The sequence below is a fragment of the Flavobacterium succinicans genome, from assembly GCF_001662485.1.
Classification (GTDB): Bacteria; Bacteroidota; Bacteroidia; order Flavobacteriales; family Flavobacteriaceae; genus Flavobacterium; species Flavobacterium succinicans_A.
Genome location: NZ_JMTM01000004.1, coordinates 47,087 through 68,566 on the forward strand (window position 1 = coordinate 47,087; position 21,480 = coordinate 68,566).

Genomic DNA, 21,480 nt, shown 5'->3' on the forward strand with positions numbered 1-21,480 from the left:
TACTGAGCAATCAGTTTAAAAAATAAAAAATGAATAAAGTACAAGTACATTCTCTTTTCACCGAATTTGATATTGATTTATTTAAAGCAGGGAAGCATTTTCGTCTCTATGAAAAATTAGGCGCACATCCTATGGAAGTGGATGGTGTGAAAGGAGTATATTTTGCCGTTTGGGCACCCTCAGCGGCCTCGGTTTCTGTGATTGGGGATTTTAATTATTGGATAGCCGGCAATCATGACTTGTATGTCCGTTGGGATGCTTCAGGTATTTGGGAAGGTTTTATTCCAAATATCACTAAAGGAACAACTTATAAATATAAAATTCAGTCATCCAACAACGGCATAGTTACTGAGAAAGCAGATCCTTTTGCTTTTTATTGCGAAAAACCACCACACACCGCTTCAGTAATCTGGGATTTGGATTATAAATGGGAGGATGACCAATGGATGAAGTCTCGAAAAGAACACAATGCGCTAGATAAACCCTATTCTGTTTATGAAGTGCATCTAGGATCTTGGAAACGCCATGCGGATGATAATAGTTTCTTAAGTTATACAGAAATGGCCGAAGACCTTGTGGCCTATGTCAAAGAAACAGGATTTACACACGTAGAGTTCATGCCCGTAATGGAATATCCCTACGATCCTTCTTGGGGCTATCAGTTGGTCGGGTATTTTGCACCAACTTCTCGCTTTGGAAACCCTCAAGAGTTTATGTATCTGGTGGATCGTTTACACGATGCAGGAATTGGAGTAATTTTGGATTGGGTACCGTCTCATTTTCCAGATGATGCACACGGGTTAGGTTTTTTTGATGGCTCAAATCTATTCGAACATCCTGACCGCAGAAAAGGCTACCATCCCGATTGGAAAAGTTTAGTCTTTAATTATGGTCGTAACGAGGTGCGTTCGTTCCTAATAAGTAATGCTTTATTTTGGTTGCACCATTATCATGTGGATGGACTACGAGTGGATGCTGTAGCTTCTATGTTATATTTAGATTATTCTAGAAAAGATGGGGAGTGGGAACCCAATATTTTTGGTGGACGCGAAAACCTTGACACGATAAGCTTTCTTAAAGATTTTAACGAAGCAGTTTATGCCAATTACGAAGGTGTGCAAACCATAGCCGAGGAAAGTACCTCATTTCCTATGGTTTCTCGACCTACTTTCGCTGGTGGATTAGGCTTTGGAATGAAATGGATGATGGGTTGGATGCACGATACCTTGCATTATTTTCAAAAAGAAACAGTCTATAGAAAATACCATCAAAACGAGTTGACTTTCTCGATGACTTATGCTTTTTCGGAGAATTTTATGTTGCCACTTTCTCACGATGAGGTGGTCTACGGAAAACATTCCATCGCGGGAAGAATGCCTGGTGATGAGTGGCAAAAGTTCGCTAATCTCCGTTTGCTGTATGGCTATATGTTTACACATCCAGGAACAAAACTGCTGTTTATGGGTAGCGAATTTGGGCAAAGTGCCGAGTGGAATTTTGAACAAAGTTTGGATTGGCATTTGCTGCAACATCCTTTTCACAAAGGGATTCAAACAGTAATCACTGAGCTGAACACACTCTACAAATCACAACCTGCCTTGTACGAAAAGCAATTTAGCCCTGAAGGATTCGAATGGATTAATTATTCTGATCACGAGAATGCAGTTATGACCTACATCCGAAAAGGGAACGATCCAAAGAATGATTTGATTGTGATTTGCAATTTCACACCAGTAGTTCGAGAAAATTATCGCATAGGGATTCCTAGAAAAGGAGAATTAGTTGAACTATTCAACAGCGATGCCAAGTTATTTGGTGGTAGTGGCGTGCAACAAAGCGAAAAGCTAAAAGTCGAAGCCACGCCTTATGATGGCAGAGATTATTCCATCGCCTTGACGTTGCCTCCTTTGGCGATTTCTGTGTTTAAAATGAAATAACATAGCGGATTCAAAATTATAATCGTTTGTAAGACTTAGTGTTTTATAAACGATTTTTTTATTTGGGCGTGCCCTCCTCTAGCCAGAAAAAGGCTAGAGGAGGTCGTGCTGTACGTTCCCGCTTCCCGATAGAAAAAATCGGGAGAGCTCCACTGCCATCACTCACGCAAGCGTCTTCGAGAGAACTATTATTGGAATTATAGGAATTTTGCTTTCAATTCAGGAGTAGGCATCCAGCAGTGTTCTTGTTGACCGTACCATTTGTACCTGTTTTTGGCGACATAATCATAAACGGAATTCAAAAGGGGAGTAGGAAGGATTTTAAAAACAATAGCCAAACTAAAAATTCCACCAAGTTCCTTTGCAATATCCAAAACCGCCTCCGATTTATAAGAATACGAAACCCCAGGCGCATAAAAAACAAGACTATCTATTTTGCGCGTAGCAATCCCAATATGTTTTTGTATAGCTATACCCGATTCACTTTGCAAAGCCACAAAACGGAAAACATCTTTTTTATCGTGTTTTATAATGGTTTGCACGGCAGTATTACACAAATTGCAAACGCCATCAAAAAGAATGATTTTCTTATGTTCAGGAAGTGATAGCGAATGTTGCATTTGTTTATTGGTCTTAATTAAGGTTTGAGAATAGGTGTAATTACCGCAAATTCGCAAATTAATTTGAGGCTTATGCAATAAAAATTTGCGAATTTGCGGTCATTTTTTTTATTTCTTAACCGCTTCAACTAATTCCAATTCGTCTAAACTTACTTTCGAGGTGAAAATACCATAATTGACAGTAGCTTTATTTTTCTCAATACTATCAATCGTTCCCACCGCTTTTCCATCAGCCATGCGCACGCGATCACCTAGTTTTAAAATAGGTTTTGGTTTCTCGATAACGGGTTTCAATTTCTTTTCTTTTTTGATTGTTCTGATTTCCTCGACTTTCACTTCAACCTCTTTGATAATCTCTTTTTTCTTTTCGGTGATGACTTTGGCTTCTTTGGCTGAAATCTTTTTTCGCTTAGAGTTTTCTATTTCAATAATTTTCAAAAACTCACCAATGAGTTCTTTTTTGTTTTTATTGTTGAAGTATTTCTCTGAAATATCTTCTATTTTTTGTCCAATGTAAATCGTTTTTTGGTTGCTGTCATACAATTCCTGATAGCTTTCTAGTTTTTGCTTGATTTTCACATTGATGTTCTCCATTTTTTTACCTTCTTCTCTGGCTTTGGATTCTTCTTCTTTTAATGTTTGAGAGGTTTTTTCGAGTTTGGAACGTTCTTTTTGCAAAGTGGCAATAGTCTTGTCAAAACGTACTTTTCCCGTTTCGATTTTCTTTTTAGCCCGATTGATTAAGCCAAACGGAATTCCATTTTTCTGAGCTACTTCAAAAGTAAAAGAGCTTCCTGCTTGACCCAAAACGAGTTTGTACAAAGGTTCTAATGTTTTCTCGTCAAAAAGCATATTAGCATTTTGAGCACAAGGCAATTCATTGGCCAAAATCTTTAAATTGGAATAGTGGGTCGTAATAATTCCAAATGCTTCACGATGGTAAAATTCTTCCAAGAAAATTTCGGCAAGCGCTCCACCCAAGTCAGGGTCGGAACCTGTACCAAACTCATCAATCAAAAACATGGTTTTTCTATTGCATTTTTTTAGAAAATAATTCATGTTTTTTAGACGATAACTGTAGGTACTCAAGTGATTTTCTATGGATTGATTGTCTCCAATATCCGTTAGAATTCGGTCAAATAGAAAGGTTTCACTGCGTTCGTGTACAGGAATCAACATACCCGATTGCAACATTAATTGTAACAAACCAACCGTTTTTAACGAAATGGTTTTTCCACCAGCATTAGGTCCAGAAATAACGATGATTCGGTTATCTTGGTTGAGTTCTATAGTTTGCGGATGCGTAACTTCGTTCTTTTGTTTGTTGTTCAAATACAAAATAGGATGGTAAGCATCTCTAAAGAAGAGCCTTCTTTCTTCGGTGATTTGAGGTAAGATAGCATTGATTTTGTTGGCATATTTGGCTTTGGCCGCAATAACATCAATATCACTCAAAAACTCTTGGTACTCGACAAGCAAAGGCAAATAGGGACGAATAGCGTTTGATAATTGCTTTAAGATTCGCGTGATTTCTTCTTTTTCTTCATATTCGAGATTGCTCAATTCACGCGAATATCTCAAAGTAGCTTCTGGTTCGATATAAGCAATACTGCCTGTTTTTGAGCTTCCCAAAATGGTTCCTTTCACTTTACGACGATACATTGCCAAAACGGCCAAAACTCTACGATTTTGTACAAAACTTTCTTTGATATCATCCAAATAGCCCAAGCCATTGTATTGCGATAAGGCCACACCAAAACTTTGGTTTACCTTACCACGTACCACATTCATATTTCTTCGAATGTTGAGTAAATCCGGGGATGCATTGTCTTTGATTTCTCCATATTTATCTACGACTTCGTCAATTAAGGTGATGATGTTTTTGGTGTATTCAACTTTAGCCGCTCGGGCATTCAAGTTAGGATAATAGTCTTCGAATTTTTTTAAGAAATTCAGTAAGAAGTTACTGGTAGCGGAAAGCGTCGCAATTTTTCTAAAACTTCCTACTTCTAGAAAGCTATCTTCAATTCCAAGAAATTTGATTTCATGAGTAATGGCGTCAAATCCATGATTTGGAATGGCATTGTTATTTTGAAAAGAAGAAACATACTCTGAAGTTTGCAACAAAGCTTCCATCAACGTTTCTTTCTCTCTGAAAGGCGTTATGTTTAATGCTTTCTCTTTGCCAATATCGGTATTGCAAATATCCGATAGGGTTTCGAGTACAGTGGGGAATTGTAAATCTTGTAATGTTTTTTCGGTGATAGCAATCATTGAATTTTGTATTGTGAAAAGGACAAAGTTACAAACTTGTTAAGTTGTATTAATCTAAAACAATTAATATTTATATTTGTTACAAATCAAATTCGTAATAGATTTTATCAAAAATGAAAAAAGACGAAATTATAAAAGCTTTAAAAGCCGATAAGCAATATCTGACGGAGAATTTTGGAGTAGCATCGATTGCTTTATTTGGTTCTTATGCTAAAGGTTTGGAAAATAAGGATAGTGATATTGATTTTATGGTAGAATTTTCTGAACCCTCTTATAGTTTATTGATGGGATTGTATACTTATTTGGAAGATAAATTGCAATCTAAAATTGAAATTATAAGAAAGGGGCCTCATTTGTCTGAACGATTCATAAATAGTATACAAAATGATTTGATTTATGTTTAATGAAGTGTATCAGTATTCTTTAGAAACTATTTTAGAGCATATTAAAGTTTGTAATAAGAGATTTTCAGAAATAAAGGAGCCTTCAGATTTTATTGCGACCGAATATGGTCATATTTTGTTAGATGCCATAGTCACTAGGCTTCAAGCGGTGGGTGAAAATTTGAAGAATATATTCAGAAAACATACTATTTTAGAGGAAAAGTATCCCGAAATTGAATGGAATAAAATAATTAGATTCAGAGATTTTATTTCGCACCATTATGAAATGCTTGATTATGAAATTGTTTTTGAAATAGGTAAAAATCATTTACCAAAACTTCAAACAGTTATTGAAGAAGAATTAAAAAGATGTAGTAATGTATAAAAAGCTTAATTCTTCTTGGCAAACCTTTTTATCTGAAGAACTAGAAAAAGACTATTTCTTGAATTTGATGCAAGCTGTCGATGAAGAATATCAAAATCATACTTGTTTTCCGCCAAAAGACTTGATTTTTTCAGCTTTTAATCATTGTGATTTAAATGAGGTAAAAGTGGTTATTATTGGTCAAGATCCTTATCATGGAGAAGGCGAGGCCAATGGTTTGAGCTTTTCGGTGAATGATGGAGTTAAAATTCCACCGTCTTTGCGCAATATTTATAGAGAATTAACAGATGATTTGGGGGCTATTTTTATGCCTACTTCGGGAAATTTAGAAGCTTGGGCAAAGCAAGGCGTTTTGTTGTTGAATGCAACTTTGAGTGTGCGAAAAGACAGTCCCAATAGCCACAAACATTTAGCTTGGAGTCGATTTACGGACGCTGTAATAGAAAAATTAGCGTCTGAAAAACAGCAGCTCGTTTTTTTGCTTTGGGGAAGTTTTGCTCAGAAGAAAGGCAACAAAATTGATCGAAACCAACATTTAGTATTAGAATCGGGACATCCTTCGCCTATGAGTGCCAATCAGGGAAAATGGTTTGGGAACAAACATTTTTCACAAACCAATATTTATTTAGCTTCTAAGGGGGTACAACCTATTGATTGGTTGTAATTATTTTTTGATAATATCTCTTAAAACCGCTTTGTCGGAGTAATTAATTACTTCTACACTGATTTCTTGATTTTTAGCTGTTTTTCCGTAAATGGTGTAAAGTTTTCCTTTTTCTACACTAATATTACTTTTGTCAAAATCTACATCGCCAAATTTTAAGGTGTTTTTAATATCTGCGGTGTCGACCCATTTTTCGTTTAGAATTTGAGAAGCTTTAGCTGAATAAACAAAAGGCTTATTTCTTAAATCATTCAACACACGGGCGTTTGGAAAATAGTTACAGCGGGTATCTTTGCCAGAAAATATAGCGGCTACCACAAATAATCCCATCAATAAACCAATCAAATAATAAGCGAAACGATATGTAAACTTCATGAAGTAATTTTTTTGCAAAGGTAATCGAAACTTAGCTTAAAAAACAAGTAAATTAATATCGCTGTCTTGAATGTCAAACCATTCTCCTATTGCTTTGTTGGTAAGTATCCCGTGGTAAAGATATACGCCATTTTTAAGTCCTTTGTTACAACGTATAGCACTTTCTAAACCACCATCTTCGGCAATTTGGAGTAGGTAAGGCGTGATGATGTTGCTGATAGAAAGAGAAGCAGTTTTAGAATAACGAGAGGGTATATTAGGAACGCAATAATGCAAAACATTACTTTTGATAAAGGTGGGTTTCTCGTGAGTAGTTACCTCGGAGGTTTCGAAACAGCCTCCTGTATCAATGCTTACATCGACGATTACGGCTCCTTTTTTCATGTTTTCTACCATGGTTTCGGTTACTACAATTGGGCATCGTTCTTTGCCTCTCATAGCTCCAATGGCTACGTCACATCTTCTTAAGGCTTTTAATAAAGCTTTGGGTTGAATGGTAGATGTGAAGATGCGTTGGTTCAAATGATTTTGTAAGCGTCTTAATTTGGTAATCGAATTATCAAAAACCTTTACATTAGCACCAAGTCCAATGGCTGTTTTAGCAGCAAATTCACCAACGGTTCCTGCGCCTAGAATAACCACTTCAGTCGGAGGAACTCCTGTAATATTGCCAAATAATAAGCCTTTACCAAACTCGGTGGTAATCATTAATTCGGCAGCAACTAAAATGGAAGCGGTTCCTGCAATTTCGCTCAAAGACTTAACCGCAGGATAAGAACCATCTTCGTCTTTAATATATTCAAAAGCTAAAGCCGTGATTTTTTTTCTTGCTAAAGCTTCAAAATATGCTTTTTGTCTGGTTTTTAATTGAATGGCAGAAAGGACGATTGCTTTGTTGTTGAGCATTTCTATTTCTGCTAGAGTAGGCGGTTCTACTTTTAAAATCATGGGACAACTAAAGACTTTTGCGGTATCTTTAGTTACTTCGGCACCCGCATCGCTATATTCTTTGTCAGTGTAGCTTGAACTTTCGCCTGCGCCTGATTCAATCATTACGCGATGTCCTTGAATTGTGAGCGAATTAACGGCATCTGGAGTTAAGCAAATTCGTTTTTCTTGAAAACTTGTTTCTTTGGGAATCCCAATGAAAAGTTCACTTTTATGTCTGGCAACTTCCAATTTTTCTTCTTGGGGCATTAATTGTTGTTTGGTAAATGGGCTAATCGACATAATTGTTTAAAAATTTAAGCGTACAATTTACAAAAAGTATTTGTTTTTTTGGATGTAGAAGGAAGGAACTCTTATTGGTTTAAGGTAAAAGCAATTCCATCTTGATATCGGCTCTTTCATACACCCCAGATTCTAAAGGGATTTCTTTAAAACCAAAAGATTCATACAAGTGTAGAGCTGGTTTTAATTGTCGGTTGGAATATAAAATAAACTTCTGAATTTCGTTTTTTTTGGCTTCTTGAATACAAAATTCAAGTAACTTTTTGCCTATTCCTAATCCTTGTGCACTTTCAGTGACGGCCATTTTTGATAGTTCGAAAGTAGTAGCATTCATTTTTATCAAGGAAACGGTTCCCATTATTTCGTTATCATAAAGGGCATAATATATTTTTCCTCCTTTATTGATGATTTCCTCAACAGGGTTGCTTAATACCAATTCGTCTTTGGGTTCGACCTTGAAGTATTTATGTAACCACTCTAAATTTAATGTTTTAATAGCTTCTTTATGTTCAATAGAGAAAGGAATGATTTCAACTGTGGCATTTGGATTTTTCATATATGTAAAAGTTATTTGTTAGCAGCCATATATGGTATCGCCTTTTATTTATCAGTGTTTGTTTGCAACAAACCTGTTGTTAATGGCGAATTTCATAGCAAGAAATAGTTGTTATGTTAAAACTAGCGACCTATTGCCATCAGGTAATACTTCTATGGTAATGATCGAATGTTGTTCTGGAATAAGAGTCGTAATTTTTTCAGCCCATTCTATAAAACACCAATGTCCCGAATATAAGTATTCATCAATTCCCATATCCAAAGCTTCGATTTCTGTTTTTAATCGATAACAATCAAAATGATAAATATATTGATTGTTGTTAGTATAGTATTCGTTTACCAAAGAGAAAGTGGGACTGCTAGTAGGTTCGTTAACTCCTAAATGCTTGCATAATTTTTTTATCAAGGTCGTTTTTCCAGCACCCATTGCTCCATTGAATAAGAGTACTTTATTGGGATTTTGTTCTAATATTTGTTTGGCAACTTGATCTAACTGTTCTATTGAAAATGTTATTGTCATTCTTATAATGGTTTATCGGCTATTATTTTAACAATCTTGAGTTTTTTTGAGTTCAAAGATTTATTTCAAACAAGTAAAAACGAATTACTTTGGATTGAAAACCAAAAACGGAATAATCATTTCTTCCAACGAAATTCCGCCATGTTGATAGGTGTTCTTGTAATAACTTACATAATGGTTATAATTATTAACATAGGCCAGAAACAAATCATTTTTTGCAAAAATATACGAACTAGTCATATTTATGGCAGGGAGTCCAATTTCTTTTGGGTCTTTTACAGCATACACATCCTTTTGCTCATAAGTCAAACTTCTACCCGTTTTGTATCTTAAATTCAAACTCGTGTTTTTATCGCCTACTACTTTGGAAGGGTTTTTGACATTAATAGTACCATGGTCAGTCGTCAAAATCAATTTGAAACCTAATTTTTGGGCTTGTTGAATGATTTCGAGCAAAGGAGAATTTTTGAACCAACTTAAGGTCAAAGAGCGATAGGCCTTATCATCTGCGGCCAATTCTTTGACCACATCCATTTCGGTTTTGGCATGAGAAAGCATATCTACGAAGTTGTAGACAATAGTAACTAAGTCGTTATTTTTTAAGGCTTTAAAATTTTCAACTAATTTTTTCCCTCCAGCTAAATTGGTGATTTTGAAATAATCTTCTTTAATCGTTATGCCTAATCGTTTCAATTGAGCCGTTAAAAATTCGGCTTCATAGAGATTTTTGCCGCCTTCTTCGGGATCATTTTTCCAGTATTGTGGAAATTTTTTCTCCATGTCTAGTGGAGTTAACCCTGAAAAAATAGCATTTCGGGCATATTGCGTGGCTGTGGGAAGAATCGAGTAATAAGGGACTTCTTTTTCGAGCTTGTAATAGTTGGCGACTACATTTTCAAAAGCTTTCCATTGGTCGTATCTTAAATTATCAATCACAACAAAAAGTACAGGTTTGTCTTTCTTAAGGATTTCTGGGACAACTAATTCTTTGAATAAGGTATGCGATTGAATGGGTTTATTGCTTTTAGGAGCAAACCAATCTTCGTAATTGCGTTCTATGAATTTACCAAACTGAGAATTCGCTTCTACTTTTTGTGATTCAAGAATTTCGATCATGCTTTGGTCATCGATATTTTCTAATTCTAATTCCCAAAACAGTAATTTTTTATAGAGTTCAATCCAATCTTCATAAGTGTTGACCATTGCCATCTCTAAGGTAATTTTTCTGAATTCCTTTTGATAATCCAAGGTTGTTTTTTGAGAAATTAATCGAGAATGATCTAAGTTCTTTTTTAGACTTAGAAGGATTTGATTGGGATTGACGGGTTTGATCAAATAATCGGCTATTTTTGAACCAATAGCTTCTTCCATGATGTATTCCTCCTCACTTTTGGTAATCATAATCATGGGGATGGCCGATTTTTTTTCTTTCATTTCCGAAAGGGTTTCTAATCCGCTCATTCCTGGCATGTTTTCGTCCAAAAATACGATATCAAAATTATTTTCTTCAAAAATAGCGATTGCGTCAAGTCCATTGTTACAAGTGGTTATGCTATAATTTTTCTTTTCTAAGAAAAGAATATGTGGTTTGAGCAAGTCGATTTCATCATCTACCCAAAGTATTTTTATTGTATCCATTATTTGGTGGTAAAATATTCAAAATTAGTAAAACTTTTAGCCAAATTAATTAAATATATCAGGCTTTGGAGTGGTATTGTGATTTTTTTAGCTATTTATATGACTTTTATGTATCGAAACAGCAACTTTTGTATTGGTTTACAGCGTGCTCGGAACGATTTACTTTCTCGAAATAAAGGGTGTAACATCTAAATTACTTATATTTGTCGTCCTAAAAAAATAACAAGAGGTGAGTCAAATCAACAAACTTAAAATATTCAATGATCCCATTTATGGTTTTATTACCGTCCCCAATGCGCTCATTTACGATTTAATTCAACATCCATATTTTCAACGCCTCCGTCGGATTTCTCAAATGGGTTTGTCTTATTTGGTGTATCCTGGCGCTAATCATACGCGTTTTCATCACGCTTTAGGATGTATGCATATTATGCAAAAAGCTGTTGAATCGCTTCGTTTTAAAGGTGTTTCAATCTCGGTTGAGGAGGAAAATGCATTGTATATTGCCATTTTGTTGCACGATATTGGTCATGGCCCTTTTTCTCATGCCATGGAAAGTAGTATTGTAGAAGATGTGCACCATGAAGCAATTTCTTTGTTGTTTATGCAACAATTAAATAAGGAATTTGAGGGTAAATTAAGTTTAGCAATTCAAGTTTTTAAAGGGGAATACCATCGAAAGTTTATGTTGCAATTGATTTCGAGTCAGTTGGATATGGATCGAATGGATTATTTAAAAAGAGATAGTTTTTACTCGGGCGTGTCTGAGGGAAATGTCAATTCTGAGCGAATTATCCAAATGATGAATGTGGTGGATGATGTTTTGGTAATCGAAGAAAAAGGAATTTATTCGGTAGAAAAATTTTTAATGTCTCGTCGCTTAATGTATTGGCAAGTGTATCTTCATAAAACGAGCTTGGTTGCCGAATCTATTTTGACCAAAATACTAAAACGAGCTAAAGAACTTACATTGAAAGGTGAGGAGTTGAAAGCCAGTTCGCCTTTGTCCTTTTTTATGCATCACAAGGTAACAATGGAGACTTTTGATGCAGAGACCTTGAATTTGTTTTCCAAATTAGACGATTTTGATATTATTAGTGCCTTAAAATCTTGGCAAGATCATCCGGATTTTGTTCTCTCTTCCTTGAGTAAAATGATTATTAATCGTGATTTGTTGAAAATAAAACTTAGTAGCGAAAAAATTTCTTCGGAAGATTTATTGCCATTAAAGGAAAGAGTTGTTTCAGAATATGGGATTTCTTTAACAGAAGCGAATTATTTTATTTTTAGAGGAAAAATTAAAAATCAGGCCTATAGTAAAGCAGCAGAACCTATTAGGATTTTGAAAAAAGATAAAACCATAGAGGATATTGTTGACGCCTCAGACCAATTGAATTTTAAGTCAGTATCTAAGTTTGTAACGAAGTATTACATCTGTTTCCCAAAACAACTGTTGTAATTTATAACAATTAAAACCTATTTTTTATATTTTTGTCGCGATGAAACGAACGAGTAAGTTATTTTTTAAAATAAACAATACATCCTCTAGTGAGTTACATCTTATTCCAATGAATAATACAATCCAATAAGATGAAATTTACAGCAGAACAAATAGCAGGTATTTTAGAAGGTGAAGTAGTGGGGAATCCAAGTGCTTCAGTATCTAGATTATCAAAAATTGAAGAAGGTACAGAAGGGTCCTTGACTTTTCTGTCCAATCCGAAGTATTTGAATTATATATATTCTACTCAGGCCTCTATCACTATTGTTAATGATACTTTTGAGCCTGAATCTCCAATAACAACCACCTTGATTAAAGTAAAAGATGCTTATGCTTCTTTTACTAAGCTTTTAGAATTTTACAATGAAGTCAAAAGAAATAAATCTGGAATAGAACAACCTTCTGTTATTTCTGATGCTGTAAAATATGGAGCTAATTTGTATTTAGGAAGTTTTAGTTACATTGGTCAAAATGTAGTTATAGGTGATAACGTCAAAATTTACCCCAATTGTTTTATCGGTGATAATGTTGTCATTGGTAATAATGTTACTATTTTTGCCGGCGTTAATATTTACTCAGAGACTGTGATTGGAAATGATTGCGTTATACATTCTGGAGTGGTTTTAGGCTCTGATGGATTTGGGTTTGTGCCAAAGCCAGATGGAACTTTTGATAAAATCCCACAAATAGGTAATGTAGTTTTAGAAGACGGAGTAGATGTTGGCGCAAATACCACTATCGATAGAGCTACATTAGGCTCAACAATAATCAGACGTGGTGTGAAATTAGACAATCAAATTCAGATTGCCCACAATGTAGAGATTGGAGAAAACACAGTAATAGCAGCTCAAACAGGAATAGCAGGCTCATCGAAAGTTGGTAAGAATGCTATGCTAGGTGGTCAAGTGGGTATCGTTGGACATTTAACCATTGGTGACAATGTTCGCATTCAAGCACAGTCTGGGGTGACCAGAAATATCAAAGATGACGAAACCATTCAAGGTACACCAGCATTTACTTATAACGATTTTAACAAATCATATATTTATTTTAAAAAGTTGCCACAATTGGTAGCCGAACTAGAAGAGTTAAAGAAAATAATAAATCAAAAACATGGAAATAATGGTTAAACAGAAAACCATCAAGACGGAAATATCATTAACGGGTGTTGGATTACATACGGGTAAAGAAGTGACAATGACTTTTAAACCTGCGCCAGTAAATAACGGTTTTACATTTGTAAGAGTTGATTTAGAAGGACAGCCAATTATTGAAGCTGATGCTAATTATGTTGTAAATACACAAAGAGGAACTAACTTAGAAAAATTAGGAGTTAAAATTCAAACTCCTGAGCATGTTTTGGCAGCATTAGAAGGTTGTGATTTAGATAATGTTATTATCGAATTAGATGCCTCAGAGTTACCTATAATGGATGGTTCTTCAAAATACTTTGTAGAAGCTATCGAAAAGGTAGGTGTCGAAGAGCAAAATGCTAATCGAAATGTATATGTTGTAAAAGAAATCATCTCATTTGTAGATGAAACTACGGGTAGTGAGATTTTGGTTATGCCTAATGATCATTATTCTGTAACTACAATGGTTGATTTTGGAACCAAAATCCTTGGAACACAAAATGCAACTTTGAAAAGTATAGCCGATTTCAAAACTGAAATTAGCGATTCGAGAACGTTTAGTTTTTTACATGAATTAGAATCCCTTTTGGATAATGGATTAATAAAAGGCGGCGACCTTAATAACGCAATTGTATATGTAGATAAAGAAATATCTGCAAGTACCATGGAAAATCTTAAAATGGCTTTTGGTAAAGACACCATTTCGGTTACACCAAACGGAATTTTGGATAACCTGACGTTGCATTATCCAAACGAGGCCGCAAGACATAAACTTTTAGATGTGGTGGGCGATTTAGCGTTGATTGGAACAAAAATTCAAGGAAAAGTTATCGCCAACAAGCCTGGACATTATGTAAATACACAATTTGCTAAGAAAATGGCAAAATTGATTAAAATTGAACAGCGCAATTATGTTCCTGTTTATGATTTGAATCAAGAACCTTTGATGGATATTCATAAAATCATGTCGGTTCTACCGCATAGATCTCCATTTTTGTTAATTGATCGCATTATCGAAATGTCGGATACTCATGTTGTAGGAATGAAAAATGTCACCATGAATGAAAATTTCTTCGTAGGACATTTTCCTAATGCACCAGTAATGCCGGGGGTTTTAATTGTGGAAGCTATGGCTCAAACTGGAGGGATTTTAGTATTAAGTACCGTTCCAGATCCAGAAAATTATCTGACTTTCTTCATGAAAATTGATAAAGTTAAGTTCAAACACAAAGTACTTCCAGGAGATACTTTAATATTTAAATGTGATTTGATTACACCTATCAGAAGAGGGATTTGTCATATGCAAGCTAATGCTTATGCTAATGGAAAATTAGTAGCAGAAGCAGAATTAATGGCGCAAATTGCTAGAAAACAATAATTTTTTTGTTGAGTTGATTAATCTTTTTTCTGGTTAACCAATACAACAGCTAAACGATTAAACAAAAAAAATGAATCAACCATTAGCATATGTACATCCAGGGGCAAAAATTGCCAAAAATGTAGTAATAGAGCCTTTTACTACCATTCATAATAATGTAGTTATCGGTGATGGAACTTGGATAGGTTCTAATGTGACCATCATGGAAGGGGCTCGAATTGGTAAAAATTGTAATATTTTTCCAGGTGCAGTAATTTCAGCTGTTCCTCAAGATTTAAAATTTGGAGGAGAAGAGTCTTTGGCTATCATCGGAGATAATTGTACTATTAGAGAGTGTGTGACTATCAACAGAGGTACCATTGCTTCGGGTCAGACCACTTTAGGTAATAATTGCTTAGTGATGGCTACAGCTCACATTGCTCACGATTGTCATATAGGTGATAATGCAATTATTGTAAATGGAGTGGCTCTAGCAGGTCATGTAATTGTTGGAAAACATGCGGTAATCGGAGGGTTAGCAGCTATCCATCAATTTATTCATATTGGAGATCACGCTATGGTTTCTGGGGGATCTTTGGTTAGAAAAGACGTACCACCTTTTACTAAAGCAGCAAAAGAACCTTTGTCTTATGTTGGGATCAACTCAGTAGGATTAAGAAGAAGAGGGTTTACCACCGAAAAAATCAAAGAGATTCAAGATATTTACAGAATTTTATATCAAAAAAATTACAACACGACTCAAGCTTTAGGGATAATTGAAGCCGAAATGGAAGCAACACCAGAACGTGATGAGATCATCGACTTTATTCGTAACTCTTCAAGAGGGGTTATGAAAGGCTACTCAGGAAATTATTAAAAACAAATAAATTATTAAATAAAAAAAAATGGCATCTACTTCAGATATTAAAAACGGACTTTGTATTAAACACAATCACGATATTTATAAAATTATTGAATTTCTTCACGTTAAACCAGGTAAAGGCCCCGCTTTTGTTAGAACAAAGTTAAAGTCTGTGACTAATGGAAAAGTGTTGGATAATACTTTTTCAGCAGGACATAAGATTGATGTAGTGCGTGTCGAAACGCACACGTTCCAGTTTTTGTATCCTGAAGGAGATCAGTTTCATTTTATGAATGCTGAAACTTTTGAACAAATTACCCTAAATCGAAATGTTTTGGACGCTCCAGATTTGTTGAAAGAAGGTGAAAATGTTATGATTCAAATCAATACTGAGACAGATTTGCCGCTTTCAGTTGATATGGCACCATCTGTGGTTTTGGAAGTTACGTATACCGAGCCAGGTGTAAAAGGTAACACAGCAACTAATGCTACAAAACCAGCTACTGTTGAGACGGGAGCAACAATCAATGTGCCTTTGTTTATTAATGAAGGGGATAAAATTAAAATTGATACGGCTACAAGTTCTTATATGGAACGTGTAAAAGAATAATTTTTTAAAACTTAGGTTTTCAGTCTTAATTTGCAATTTGGATATAGAATTGTGACTAAGATTGAAAACTTTTTTTTTAAACTAATGATATTATGAAATCGCCGTAATAGATTTTCTCGAAGGCTATTAAAATTTGGCGATACCATATGTGATCACCAAACAAAAAATACACATATGAAATTCCACAAACAATATTCCTTACAAGATATCGCTGCATTAATTGACTGCACATTTGTAGGTGATCCTCTGTTTCCTGTTTTAGGAATGAATGAAATACACGTCGTAGAACCAGGTGATATTGTATTTGTAGATCATCCTAAGTACTACGAAAAAGCTTTGCAATCCGCAGCTACTATCATTTTGATAAATAAAGAAGTGGTTTGTCCAGAAGGAAAAGCACTATTGATTTCTGATGATCCTTTCAGGGATTTCAATTCTTTGACCAGGCATTTTAAACCGTTTGTTGGTTCAAATGTGACGATAAGTCCAACTGCAAAAATTGGAGAGAATACAGTAATACAGCCTAATGTTTTTATTGGAAATGAAGTCGTTATTGGTGATAATTGCTTGATACATTCAAATGTAGCGATCTATGATCATACCGTTATTGGTAACAACGTAATTATTCACGCAGGGACGGTTTTGGGAGCGGATGCCTTTTATTACAAAAAAAGGGTGACTGGGTTTGATCAATTGCTTTCTGGAGGAAGGGTAGTAATCGAGGATAATGTAGGTATTGGTGCGCTTTGTACTATTGATAAAGGGGTTACAGGCGATACAACTATAGGAGAAGGAACTAAACTTGACAATCAAGTGCACGTAGGGCATGATACCGTAATTGGAAAAAAATGCTTAATTGCTTCTCAAACTGGAATTGCAGGTTGTGTTATCATTGAAGATGAGGTAACGTTATGGGGACAAGTAGGAACAACAAGCGGAATTACCATTGGCTCAAAAGCTGTAGTGATGGGGCAAACAGGTGTCACTAAGTCAGTAGAAGGAGGGAAATCTTATTTTGGAACACCCATCCAAGAATCTCGTGAAAAATTAAAACAATTGGCTAATATTAAAAAAATCCCAGAAATTTTAAACAAATTAAAATAATATGTCTGCAAAAGATTTTGTCAAAGCATTTTACAAGTCGGATGCTTTAATTGATAGTACAGTTTTAAAAGATTTTATTCATCCTGAAATTAGAATTGATTGGAATTCTACAGAAGGATTTGTTCAGTTAAATTATGAGACATTGATTAATTTAGCGGATCAATTGCATAAAGCGTATGTAAGATCAAAAGCAAGAATCAGCCATATCGTAGAGGAAAATGAAATGATTGCTGTACGATATTCTCATTTTGTAAAAACGATTGAGAACCCAAGAGAAGAGATTCTTTTGGCGCATTTTATGACAATTTGGGAAATTAAAGACAATAAATTATTCAGAGGCTATCAAATGAGTCAACTATCCTAAATAATTTGACCCTAAATGGGTTTGAAATAATTTCAAAAACCTTACTTTTGCAACACAATTTTAAAAACTACATAAAAAATATATCATGAGTGTTTTAGTTAATAAAGATTCTAAAATTATTGTTCAAGGATTCACAGGAAGTGAAGGAACTTTCCACGCTTCTCAAATGATTGAATATGGAACAAATGTTGTGGGTGGTGTAACTCCAGGAAAAGGAGGATCTACACACTTAGACTTACCAGTTTTCAATACAGTTAAAGATGCTGTAGATCAGGCTGGAGCCGATACCACAATTATTTTTGTTCCACCTGCTTTTGCGGCTGATGCAATTATGGAAGCAGCTGATGCGGGTATTAAAGTGATTATTGCAATTACTGAAGGTATTCCAGTAGCAGACATGATCAAAGCAAATGCTTATGTTAAAGAAAGAAACGCTCGATTAATCGGACCAAACTGTCCAGGTGTCATTACTCCAGGTGAGGCAAAAGTTGGAATTATGCCAGGTTTTGTATTCAAAAAAGGAACGGTTGGAATCGTTTCTAAATCTGGGACTTTGACGTATGAAGCAGCTGACCAAGTAGTAAAACAAGGTTTAGGAATCACAACTGCTATCGGAATTGGTGGAGATCCAATTATTGGTACAACTACTAAAGAAGCTGTAGAATTATTAATGAACGATCCTGAGACTGAACTTATCATTATGATTGGTGAAATTGGTGGTCAGTTAGAAGCTGATGCTGCTAAATGGATTAAAGCAGATGGTAACCGTAAACCTGTTGTAGGTTTTATTGCTGGAGAAACAGCACCAGCAGGTAGAACAATGGGGCATGCCGGAGCAATTGTTGGAGGATCTGATGATACTGCTGCTGCTAAAAAGCAAATTATGAGAGATAATGGTATTCACGTAGTTGATTCTCCAGCCGAAATAGGTAAAAAAGTAAAAGAAGTTTTAGGATAATTTCCTGATTTCAAAATTATAAATCTCAAAATGCCTCACGATTTGGTGAGGCATTTTGTTTAAATAAAACGAAATGTATAAAGAATTAGAAAAGTTTGCAGTTACCAATAGTTTTGTGTTTACTCCGGAAGATAGTCTAGAGCAAGTTTGTAATGCTTCTGAAGGTTGCGGAGTATTCTTGGTTTATGATTTAACCACAGCTAAAGAACTAATTATGGTTGGTTCTACGGGTACCGTTCAAAACAATGGAACTCTTAAAATTAAAAAGGGTGGTTTAGCAGATAAAATTGTAGAAGGACATCAATTTGCTAAAACAGGTAGAAAATATTCTTGGCCTGCAAAAATGAAATTGGAAGGTATTACATCGCTTGAAGTCGTTTGGTACGAAACCTTTAACAATGAGGTGAAAGCAATTCCAACAAGTGTAGAAGGACAAGTTTTACAAAGTTTTTTTGATAAAAATGGAACATTACCCAGATGGAATGTTGCTTTTTAACTGTATAGAATTTAAAAGAATAGCTAATTTTATCTATATAACAATCTCATAGTTTTTCATAAAGCTATGAGATTTTTTGTTTTTGGTTGTAAACAGTAGGAGTGGGCTTTTTATAATAAAGTTCAAAAAATAAAGTTGTATATCACGGCTTAATACTTGTAAATAGCCTAAATAAAGCATTAATTTTGTGTGCTACAAAAAATATAAATCATGAAAAAATATACTTCTTTACTTCCAATTCTTGTTTTGTTGATGGGGAGCTCTTGTGCCACTAATCCGATGACAGGAAAGAAAACATTAAATTTGGTTTCGAATAGCGAATTGTTTCCAGCTTCATTTCAACAATATGGTCAATTTCTGAAAGAAAATAAAGTAGTTCAAGGAACAGTAGATGCTAAACGAGTGGAAACCATTGGAATAAAAATCAAAGATGCCGCAGAAAAATATTTAGCCTCAATTGGACAGAATCAATATTTAAAAGAGTATCGTTGGGAATATAAGTTGGTAGAAAGTAAAGATGTAAACGCGTGGTGTTTGCCAGGTGGCAAGATTGTTGTTTATACGGGTATTTTACCTGTAACTAAAGATGATGCAGGATTAGCCACCGTTATGGCTCATGAAGTGTCTCATGCGTTAGCTAATCATGGGGCACAACGTATGAGTGCCGCTAAATTGCAAGGTGTTGGCGCCGTTGGAGTAGCCGTACTTACAGGAGGTCAATCTGCGGAAAGTCAAAGCATGTGGCAACAATTATATGGAGTAGGGTCACAAGTAGGTGTAATGTTGCCTTTTAGTCGCGGACATGAGAGTGAAGCTGATAAAATTGGATTAACATTAATGGCGATTGCAGGATATAATCCACAGGAAGCCATAGCATTTTGGAAGCGAATGGCAGCACAATCGGGAGGGAAATCACAACCTGAATTCATGAGCACACATCCATCTGACGCCACGAGAGTAGCTAATTTACAAAACCTTATCCCTGAAGCAAAAGCTATTGCAGCTAAATTTGGAAAAGTATATTAAACCAAAATTCAATTAGGTTATCGCATAATGCCAAGCATAGACTTGGCTTTTTTTTGCAATTATTTAAAGTGAATTTATTTTTTGAATTCAAGAAAAAAGATACATTTACACAACTAAAATAAGAACCTATAATTTATGGCAAACTTACCTAAAGGAGATAAAAAATTACTAAATGCTTGGGCATTCTATGATTGGGCAAATTCGGTATATACTTTAACCATTGCATCGGCGGTTTTTCCAATATTTTATGAGGCTTTGTTTACTGATAAGAGTCATTATATTGACGTTTTTGGAATGCATTTAAAAAACTCAGCTTTGATAAGTTTTATTACGGCTTTAGCTTTTTTGGTAGTAGCTTTCATGTCTCCTTTGTTATCTGGAATTGCAGATTATGTGGGAAACAAAAAAAGCTTTATGAAGTTTTTTTGCTACCTAGGTGCACTATCTTGTATGGGATTGTATTGGTTTGATTTAGATGCAATATACTCAGGGTTATTATTTTATTTTTTTGGTTTAATTGGGTATTGGGGCAGTCTAGTTTTTTATAATTCCTATTTGCCAGACATTGCTTTTGCAGAACAGCAAGATGCAATAAGCGCCAAAGGCTATTCTATGGGATACATTGGTAGTGTGGTTTTATTACTTATCAATTTGGCGATGATTATGAAGCCAAAATGGTTTGGAATCACTGGAGCCGAAGGAGTGGCAGCAATGAAAGCCATGCGTTATTCATTTGTAATGGTAGGAGTTTGGTGGATACTATTCAGTCAGTATACCTATTATTTTCTACCAAAAGGTGCAAAAAAAACTGGAGAGGAGATCATCAAGACAAATCTTATTTTCAATGGATTCAAGGAATTGAAAAAAGTATGGTTCATTTTGAGTGAAAACCTTCCGTTGAAACGCTATTTATATGGTTTTTTTGTTTCAAGTATGGCGGTTCAAACTGTGATGCTAGTAGCTACTTATTTTGGGGCACAAGAAATTGAATGGAAAGCAAAAGAAGATAGCACTACAGGATTGATAATATGCATCTTGTTGATTCAATTGGTAGCTGTTCTAGGTGCTTATTTGACCTCAAAAGCCTCTGAAAAATTCGGAAATATAAAAACGCTAATCGTTATTAATAGTATTTGGTTAGTCCTCTGTATAGGTGCTTTTATAATTACACTTCCGATTCAGTTTTATATAATGGCGGTTTTTGTTGGTTTAGTAATGGGAGGGATTCAGTCTTTATCGCGTTCTACTTATTCTAAATTTTTGCCAGAAACTACAGATACCGCTTCCTTTTTTAGTTTCTATGATGTAGCCGAGAAAATTGGAATCGTCATTGGAATGTGTGTGTATGGTATAATCGACCAAGTGACAGGAAGTCCTAGATTTGCCATTGTTTTCTTGGCTTTATTCTTCTTCATCGCGGTGCTTTTGTTAAAACGAGTGCCTGCAAAAAAAGCGTCTTAAATAAAGACGCTTTTGGTTACTAAAAAA

General features: G+C 35.0%; 22 protein-coding genes. 15 read left to right on the forward strand and 7 right to left on the reverse strand.

Translation table 11 applies throughout. The features are described 5' to 3' along the window. Window positions 1-29 precede the first annotated feature (29 nt). Window positions 30-1,937: a 1,4-alpha-glucan branching protein GlgB gene (gene glgB, locus FLB_RS00225; RefSeq protein WP_064713953.1), complete on the forward strand. Its 1,908-nt coding sequence runs from the start codon at window positions 30-32 to the stop codon at window positions 1,935-1,937. A gap of 197 nt (window positions 1,938-2,134) precedes the next feature. Here the strand turns inward: glgB and FLB_RS00230 are convergent, their stop codons facing one another. After that, window positions 2,135-2,557, reverse strand: a complete 423-nt coding sequence (locus FLB_RS00230) for a thiol-disulfide oxidoreductase DCC family protein (RefSeq protein ID WP_064714020.1) — start codon at window positions 2,555-2,557, stop codon at window positions 2,135-2,137. Between the two features lie 108 nt (window positions 2,558-2,665). After that, entirely contained in the window at window positions 2,666-4,831 is a 2,166-nt protein-coding gene (locus FLB_RS00235) for an endonuclease MutS2 (protein ID WP_064713954.1), read from the reverse strand. A gap of 113 nt (window positions 4,832-4,944) precedes the next feature. Here FLB_RS00235 and FLB_RS00240 point away from each other — a divergent pair, with 113 nt between their 5' ends. Genes FLB_RS00240 through ung form a run of 3 tightly spaced genes read left to right on the forward strand, consistent with a single transcriptional unit; the run spans window position 4,945 to window position 6,263 of the window. Then, window positions 4,945-5,235: a nucleotidyltransferase family protein gene (locus tag FLB_RS00240; protein WP_064713955.1), complete on the forward strand. Its 291-nt coding sequence runs from the start codon at window positions 4,945-4,947 to the stop codon at window positions 5,233-5,235. Beyond that, window positions 5,228-5,599 (forward strand): DUF86 domain-containing protein, encoded by a 372-nt coding sequence (locus tag FLB_RS00245; protein ID WP_064713956.1) that lies wholly within the window; start codon window positions 5,228-5,230, stop codon window positions 5,597-5,599. The genes FLB_RS00240 and FLB_RS00245 overlap by 8 nt, the downstream gene beginning before the upstream one ends. After that, window positions 5,592-6,263, forward strand: a complete 672-nt coding sequence (gene ung, locus FLB_RS00250; protein ID WP_064713957.1) for a uracil-DNA glycosylase — start codon at window positions 5,592-5,594, stop codon at window positions 6,261-6,263. Before FLB_RS00245 ends, ung begins: the two co-directional genes overlap by 8 nt. On the opposite strand, the gene FLB_RS00255 is transcribed toward ung, so the two are convergent. The 5 genes from FLB_RS00255 to FLB_RS00275 form a co-directional block, all read right to left on the reverse strand. After that, window positions 6,264-6,638: a DUF4258 domain-containing protein gene (locus FLB_RS00255; RefSeq protein ID WP_064713958.1), complete on the reverse strand. Its 375-nt coding sequence runs from the start codon at window positions 6,636-6,638 to the stop codon at window positions 6,264-6,266. Between the two features lie 36 nt (window positions 6,639-6,674). Beyond that, window positions 6,675-7,868 (reverse strand): alanine dehydrogenase, encoded by a 1,194-nt coding sequence (locus FLB_RS00260; RefSeq protein ID WP_064713959.1) that lies wholly within the window; start codon window positions 7,866-7,868, stop codon window positions 6,675-6,677. A gap of 79 nt (window positions 7,869-7,947) precedes the next feature. Then, window positions 7,948-8,424, reverse strand: coding sequence for a GNAT family N-acetyltransferase (locus FLB_RS00265; protein ID WP_064713960.1), 477 nt, complete (start codon window positions 8,422-8,424; stop codon window positions 7,948-7,950). A gap of 111 nt (window positions 8,425-8,535) precedes the next feature. Then, on the reverse strand, window positions 8,536-8,943 hold the full coding sequence (tsaE, locus tag FLB_RS00270; RefSeq protein WP_064713961.1) for a tRNA (adenosine(37)-N6)-threonylcarbamoyltransferase complex ATPase subunit type 1 TsaE: 408 nt from the start codon (window positions 8,941-8,943) through the stop codon (window positions 8,536-8,538). Between the two features lie 84 nt (window positions 8,944-9,027). Then, a complete protein-coding gene (locus FLB_RS00275; RefSeq protein WP_064713962.1) occupies window positions 9,028-10,581 on the reverse strand; it encodes a bifunctional response regulator/alkaline phosphatase family protein in 1,554 nt (517 codons plus the stop codon). A 229-nt stretch (window positions 10,582-10,810) separates the two neighbouring features. Between FLB_RS00275 and FLB_RS00280 the strand changes: the two genes are divergently transcribed. The 11 genes from FLB_RS00280 to FLB_RS00330 all read left to right on the forward strand — a co-directional run bounded on the left by FLB_RS00280 (window position 10,811) and on the right by FLB_RS00330 (window position 21,453). After that, window positions 10,811-12,040 carry an HD domain-containing protein gene (locus FLB_RS00280; protein WP_064713963.1) on the forward strand — a complete coding sequence of 410 codons (1,230 nt, stop codon included), beginning with the start codon at window positions 10,811-10,813 and terminating at the stop codon, window positions 12,038-12,040. Window positions 12,041-12,171: 131 nt separating this feature from the next. Continuing rightward, window positions 12,172-13,212, forward strand: coding sequence for a UDP-3-O-(3-hydroxymyristoyl)glucosamine N-acyltransferase (lpxD, locus tag FLB_RS00285; RefSeq protein WP_064713964.1), 1,041 nt, complete (start codon window positions 12,172-12,174; stop codon window positions 13,210-13,212). After that, window positions 13,205-14,593, forward strand: a complete 1,389-nt coding sequence (locus FLB_RS00290; RefSeq protein WP_064714021.1) for a bifunctional UDP-3-O-[3-hydroxymyristoyl] N-acetylglucosamine deacetylase/3-hydroxyacyl-ACP dehydratase — start codon at window positions 13,205-13,207, stop codon at window positions 14,591-14,593. Before lpxD ends, FLB_RS00290 begins: the two co-directional genes overlap by 8 nt. 70 nt (window positions 14,594-14,663) lie before the next feature. Further along, window positions 14,664-15,449, forward strand: coding sequence for an acyl-ACP--UDP-N-acetylglucosamine O-acyltransferase (lpxA, locus tag FLB_RS00295; RefSeq protein WP_064713965.1), 786 nt, complete (start codon window positions 14,664-14,666; stop codon window positions 15,447-15,449). A 28-nt stretch (window positions 15,450-15,477) separates the two neighbouring features. Further along, a complete protein-coding gene (efp, locus tag FLB_RS00300; RefSeq protein ID WP_064713966.1) occupies window positions 15,478-16,044 on the forward strand; it encodes an elongation factor P in 567 nt (188 codons plus the stop codon). Between the two features lie 174 nt (window positions 16,045-16,218). Next, window positions 16,219-17,148, forward strand: coding sequence for a UDP-3-O-(3-hydroxymyristoyl)glucosamine N-acyltransferase (locus tag FLB_RS00305; protein WP_064713967.1), 930 nt, complete (start codon window positions 16,219-16,221; stop codon window positions 17,146-17,148). Between the two features lies 1 nt (window position 17,149). Next, window positions 17,150-17,512, forward strand: a complete 363-nt coding sequence (locus tag FLB_RS00310) for a hypothetical protein (protein WP_064713968.1) — start codon at window positions 17,150-17,152, stop codon at window positions 17,510-17,512. An 85-nt stretch (window positions 17,513-17,597) separates the two neighbouring features. Further along, window positions 17,598-18,470: a succinate--CoA ligase subunit alpha gene (gene sucD / locus FLB_RS00315; protein ID WP_064713969.1), complete on the forward strand. Its 873-nt coding sequence runs from the start codon at window positions 17,598-17,600 to the stop codon at window positions 18,468-18,470. Between the two features lie 73 nt (window positions 18,471-18,543). Continuing rightward, the gene (locus FLB_RS00320) at window positions 18,544-18,966 is read left to right on the forward strand and encodes a hypothetical protein (RefSeq protein ID WP_064713970.1); all 423 of its coding nucleotides are present in this window, start codon (window positions 18,544-18,546) and stop codon (window positions 18,964-18,966) included. 210 nt (window positions 18,967-19,176) lie between these two features. Beyond that, the gene (locus tag FLB_RS00325) at window positions 19,177-19,992 is read left to right on the forward strand and encodes a M48 family metallopeptidase (protein ID WP_064713971.1); all 816 of its coding nucleotides are present in this window, start codon (window positions 19,177-19,179) and stop codon (window positions 19,990-19,992) included. Between the two features lie 135 nt (window positions 19,993-20,127). After that, a complete protein-coding gene (locus FLB_RS00330; RefSeq protein WP_064713972.1) occupies window positions 20,128-21,453 on the forward strand; it encodes an MFS transporter in 1,326 nt (441 codons plus the stop codon). Window positions 21,454-21,480 lie beyond the last annotated feature (27 nt).

Coding starts and splice junctions, on each gene's coding strand:
- ung (WP_064713957.1), top strand. CDS start 5,592: ATGTATAAAAAGCTTAATTCTTCTTGGCAAACCTTTTTATCTGAAGAA.
- efp (WP_064713966.1), top strand. CDS start 15,478: ATGGCATCTACTTCAGATATTAAAAACGGACTTTGTATTAAACACAAT.
- FLB_RS00305 (WP_064713967.1), top strand. CDS start 16,219: ATGAAATTCCACAAACAATATTCCTTACAAGATATCGCTGCATTAATT.
- FLB_RS00255 (WP_064713958.1), bottom strand. CDS start 6,638: ATGAAGTTTACATATCGTTTCGCTTATTATTTGATTGGTTTATTGATG.
- FLB_RS00245 (WP_064713956.1), top strand. CDS start 5,228: ATGTTTAATGAAGTGTATCAGTATTCTTTAGAAACTATTTTAGAGCAT.
- tsaE (WP_064713961.1), bottom strand. CDS start 8,943: ATGACAATAACATTTTCAATAGAACAGTTAGATCAAGTTGCCAAACAA.
- FLB_RS00325 (WP_064713971.1), top strand. CDS start 19,177: ATGAAAAAATATACTTCTTTACTTCCAATTCTTGTTTTGTTGATGGGG.
- FLB_RS00235 (WP_064713954.1), bottom strand. CDS start 4,831: ATGATTGCTATCACCGAAAAAACATTACAAGATTTACAATTCCCCACT.
- glgB (WP_064713953.1), top strand. CDS start 30: ATGAATAAAGTACAAGTACATTCTCTTTTCACCGAATTTGATATTGAT.
- FLB_RS00230 (WP_064714020.1), bottom strand. CDS start 2,557: ATGCAACATTCGCTATCACTTCCTGAACATAAGAAAATCATTCTTTTT.
- lpxA (WP_064713965.1), top strand. CDS start 14,664: ATGAATCAACCATTAGCATATGTACATCCAGGGGCAAAAATTGCCAAA.
- FLB_RS00320 (WP_064713970.1), top strand. CDS start 18,544: ATGTATAAAGAATTAGAAAAGTTTGCAGTTACCAATAGTTTTGTGTTT.
- lpxD (WP_064713964.1), top strand. CDS start 12,172: ATGAAATTTACAGCAGAACAAATAGCAGGTATTTTAGAAGGTGAAGTA.
- FLB_RS00330 (WP_064713972.1), top strand. CDS start 20,128: ATGGCAAACTTACCTAAAGGAGATAAAAAATTACTAAATGCTTGGGCA.
- FLB_RS00275 (WP_064713962.1), bottom strand. CDS start 10,581: ATGGATACAATAAAAATACTTTGGGTAGATGATGAAATCGACTTGCTC.
- FLB_RS00310 (WP_064713968.1), top strand. CDS start 17,150: ATGTCTGCAAAAGATTTTGTCAAAGCATTTTACAAGTCGGATGCTTTA.
- sucD (WP_064713969.1), top strand. CDS start 17,598: ATGAGTGTTTTAGTTAATAAAGATTCTAAAATTATTGTTCAAGGATTC.
- FLB_RS00240 (WP_064713955.1), top strand. CDS start 4,945: ATGAAAAAAGACGAAATTATAAAAGCTTTAAAAGCCGATAAGCAATAT.
- FLB_RS00265 (WP_064713960.1), bottom strand. CDS start 8,424: ATGAAAAATCCAAATGCCACAGTTGAAATCATTCCTTTCTCTATTGAA.
- FLB_RS00290 (WP_064714021.1), top strand. CDS start 13,205: ATGGTTAAACAGAAAACCATCAAGACGGAAATATCATTAACGGGTGTT.
- FLB_RS00260 (WP_064713959.1), bottom strand. CDS start 7,868: ATGTCGATTAGCCCATTTACCAAACAACAATTAATGCCCCAAGAAGAA.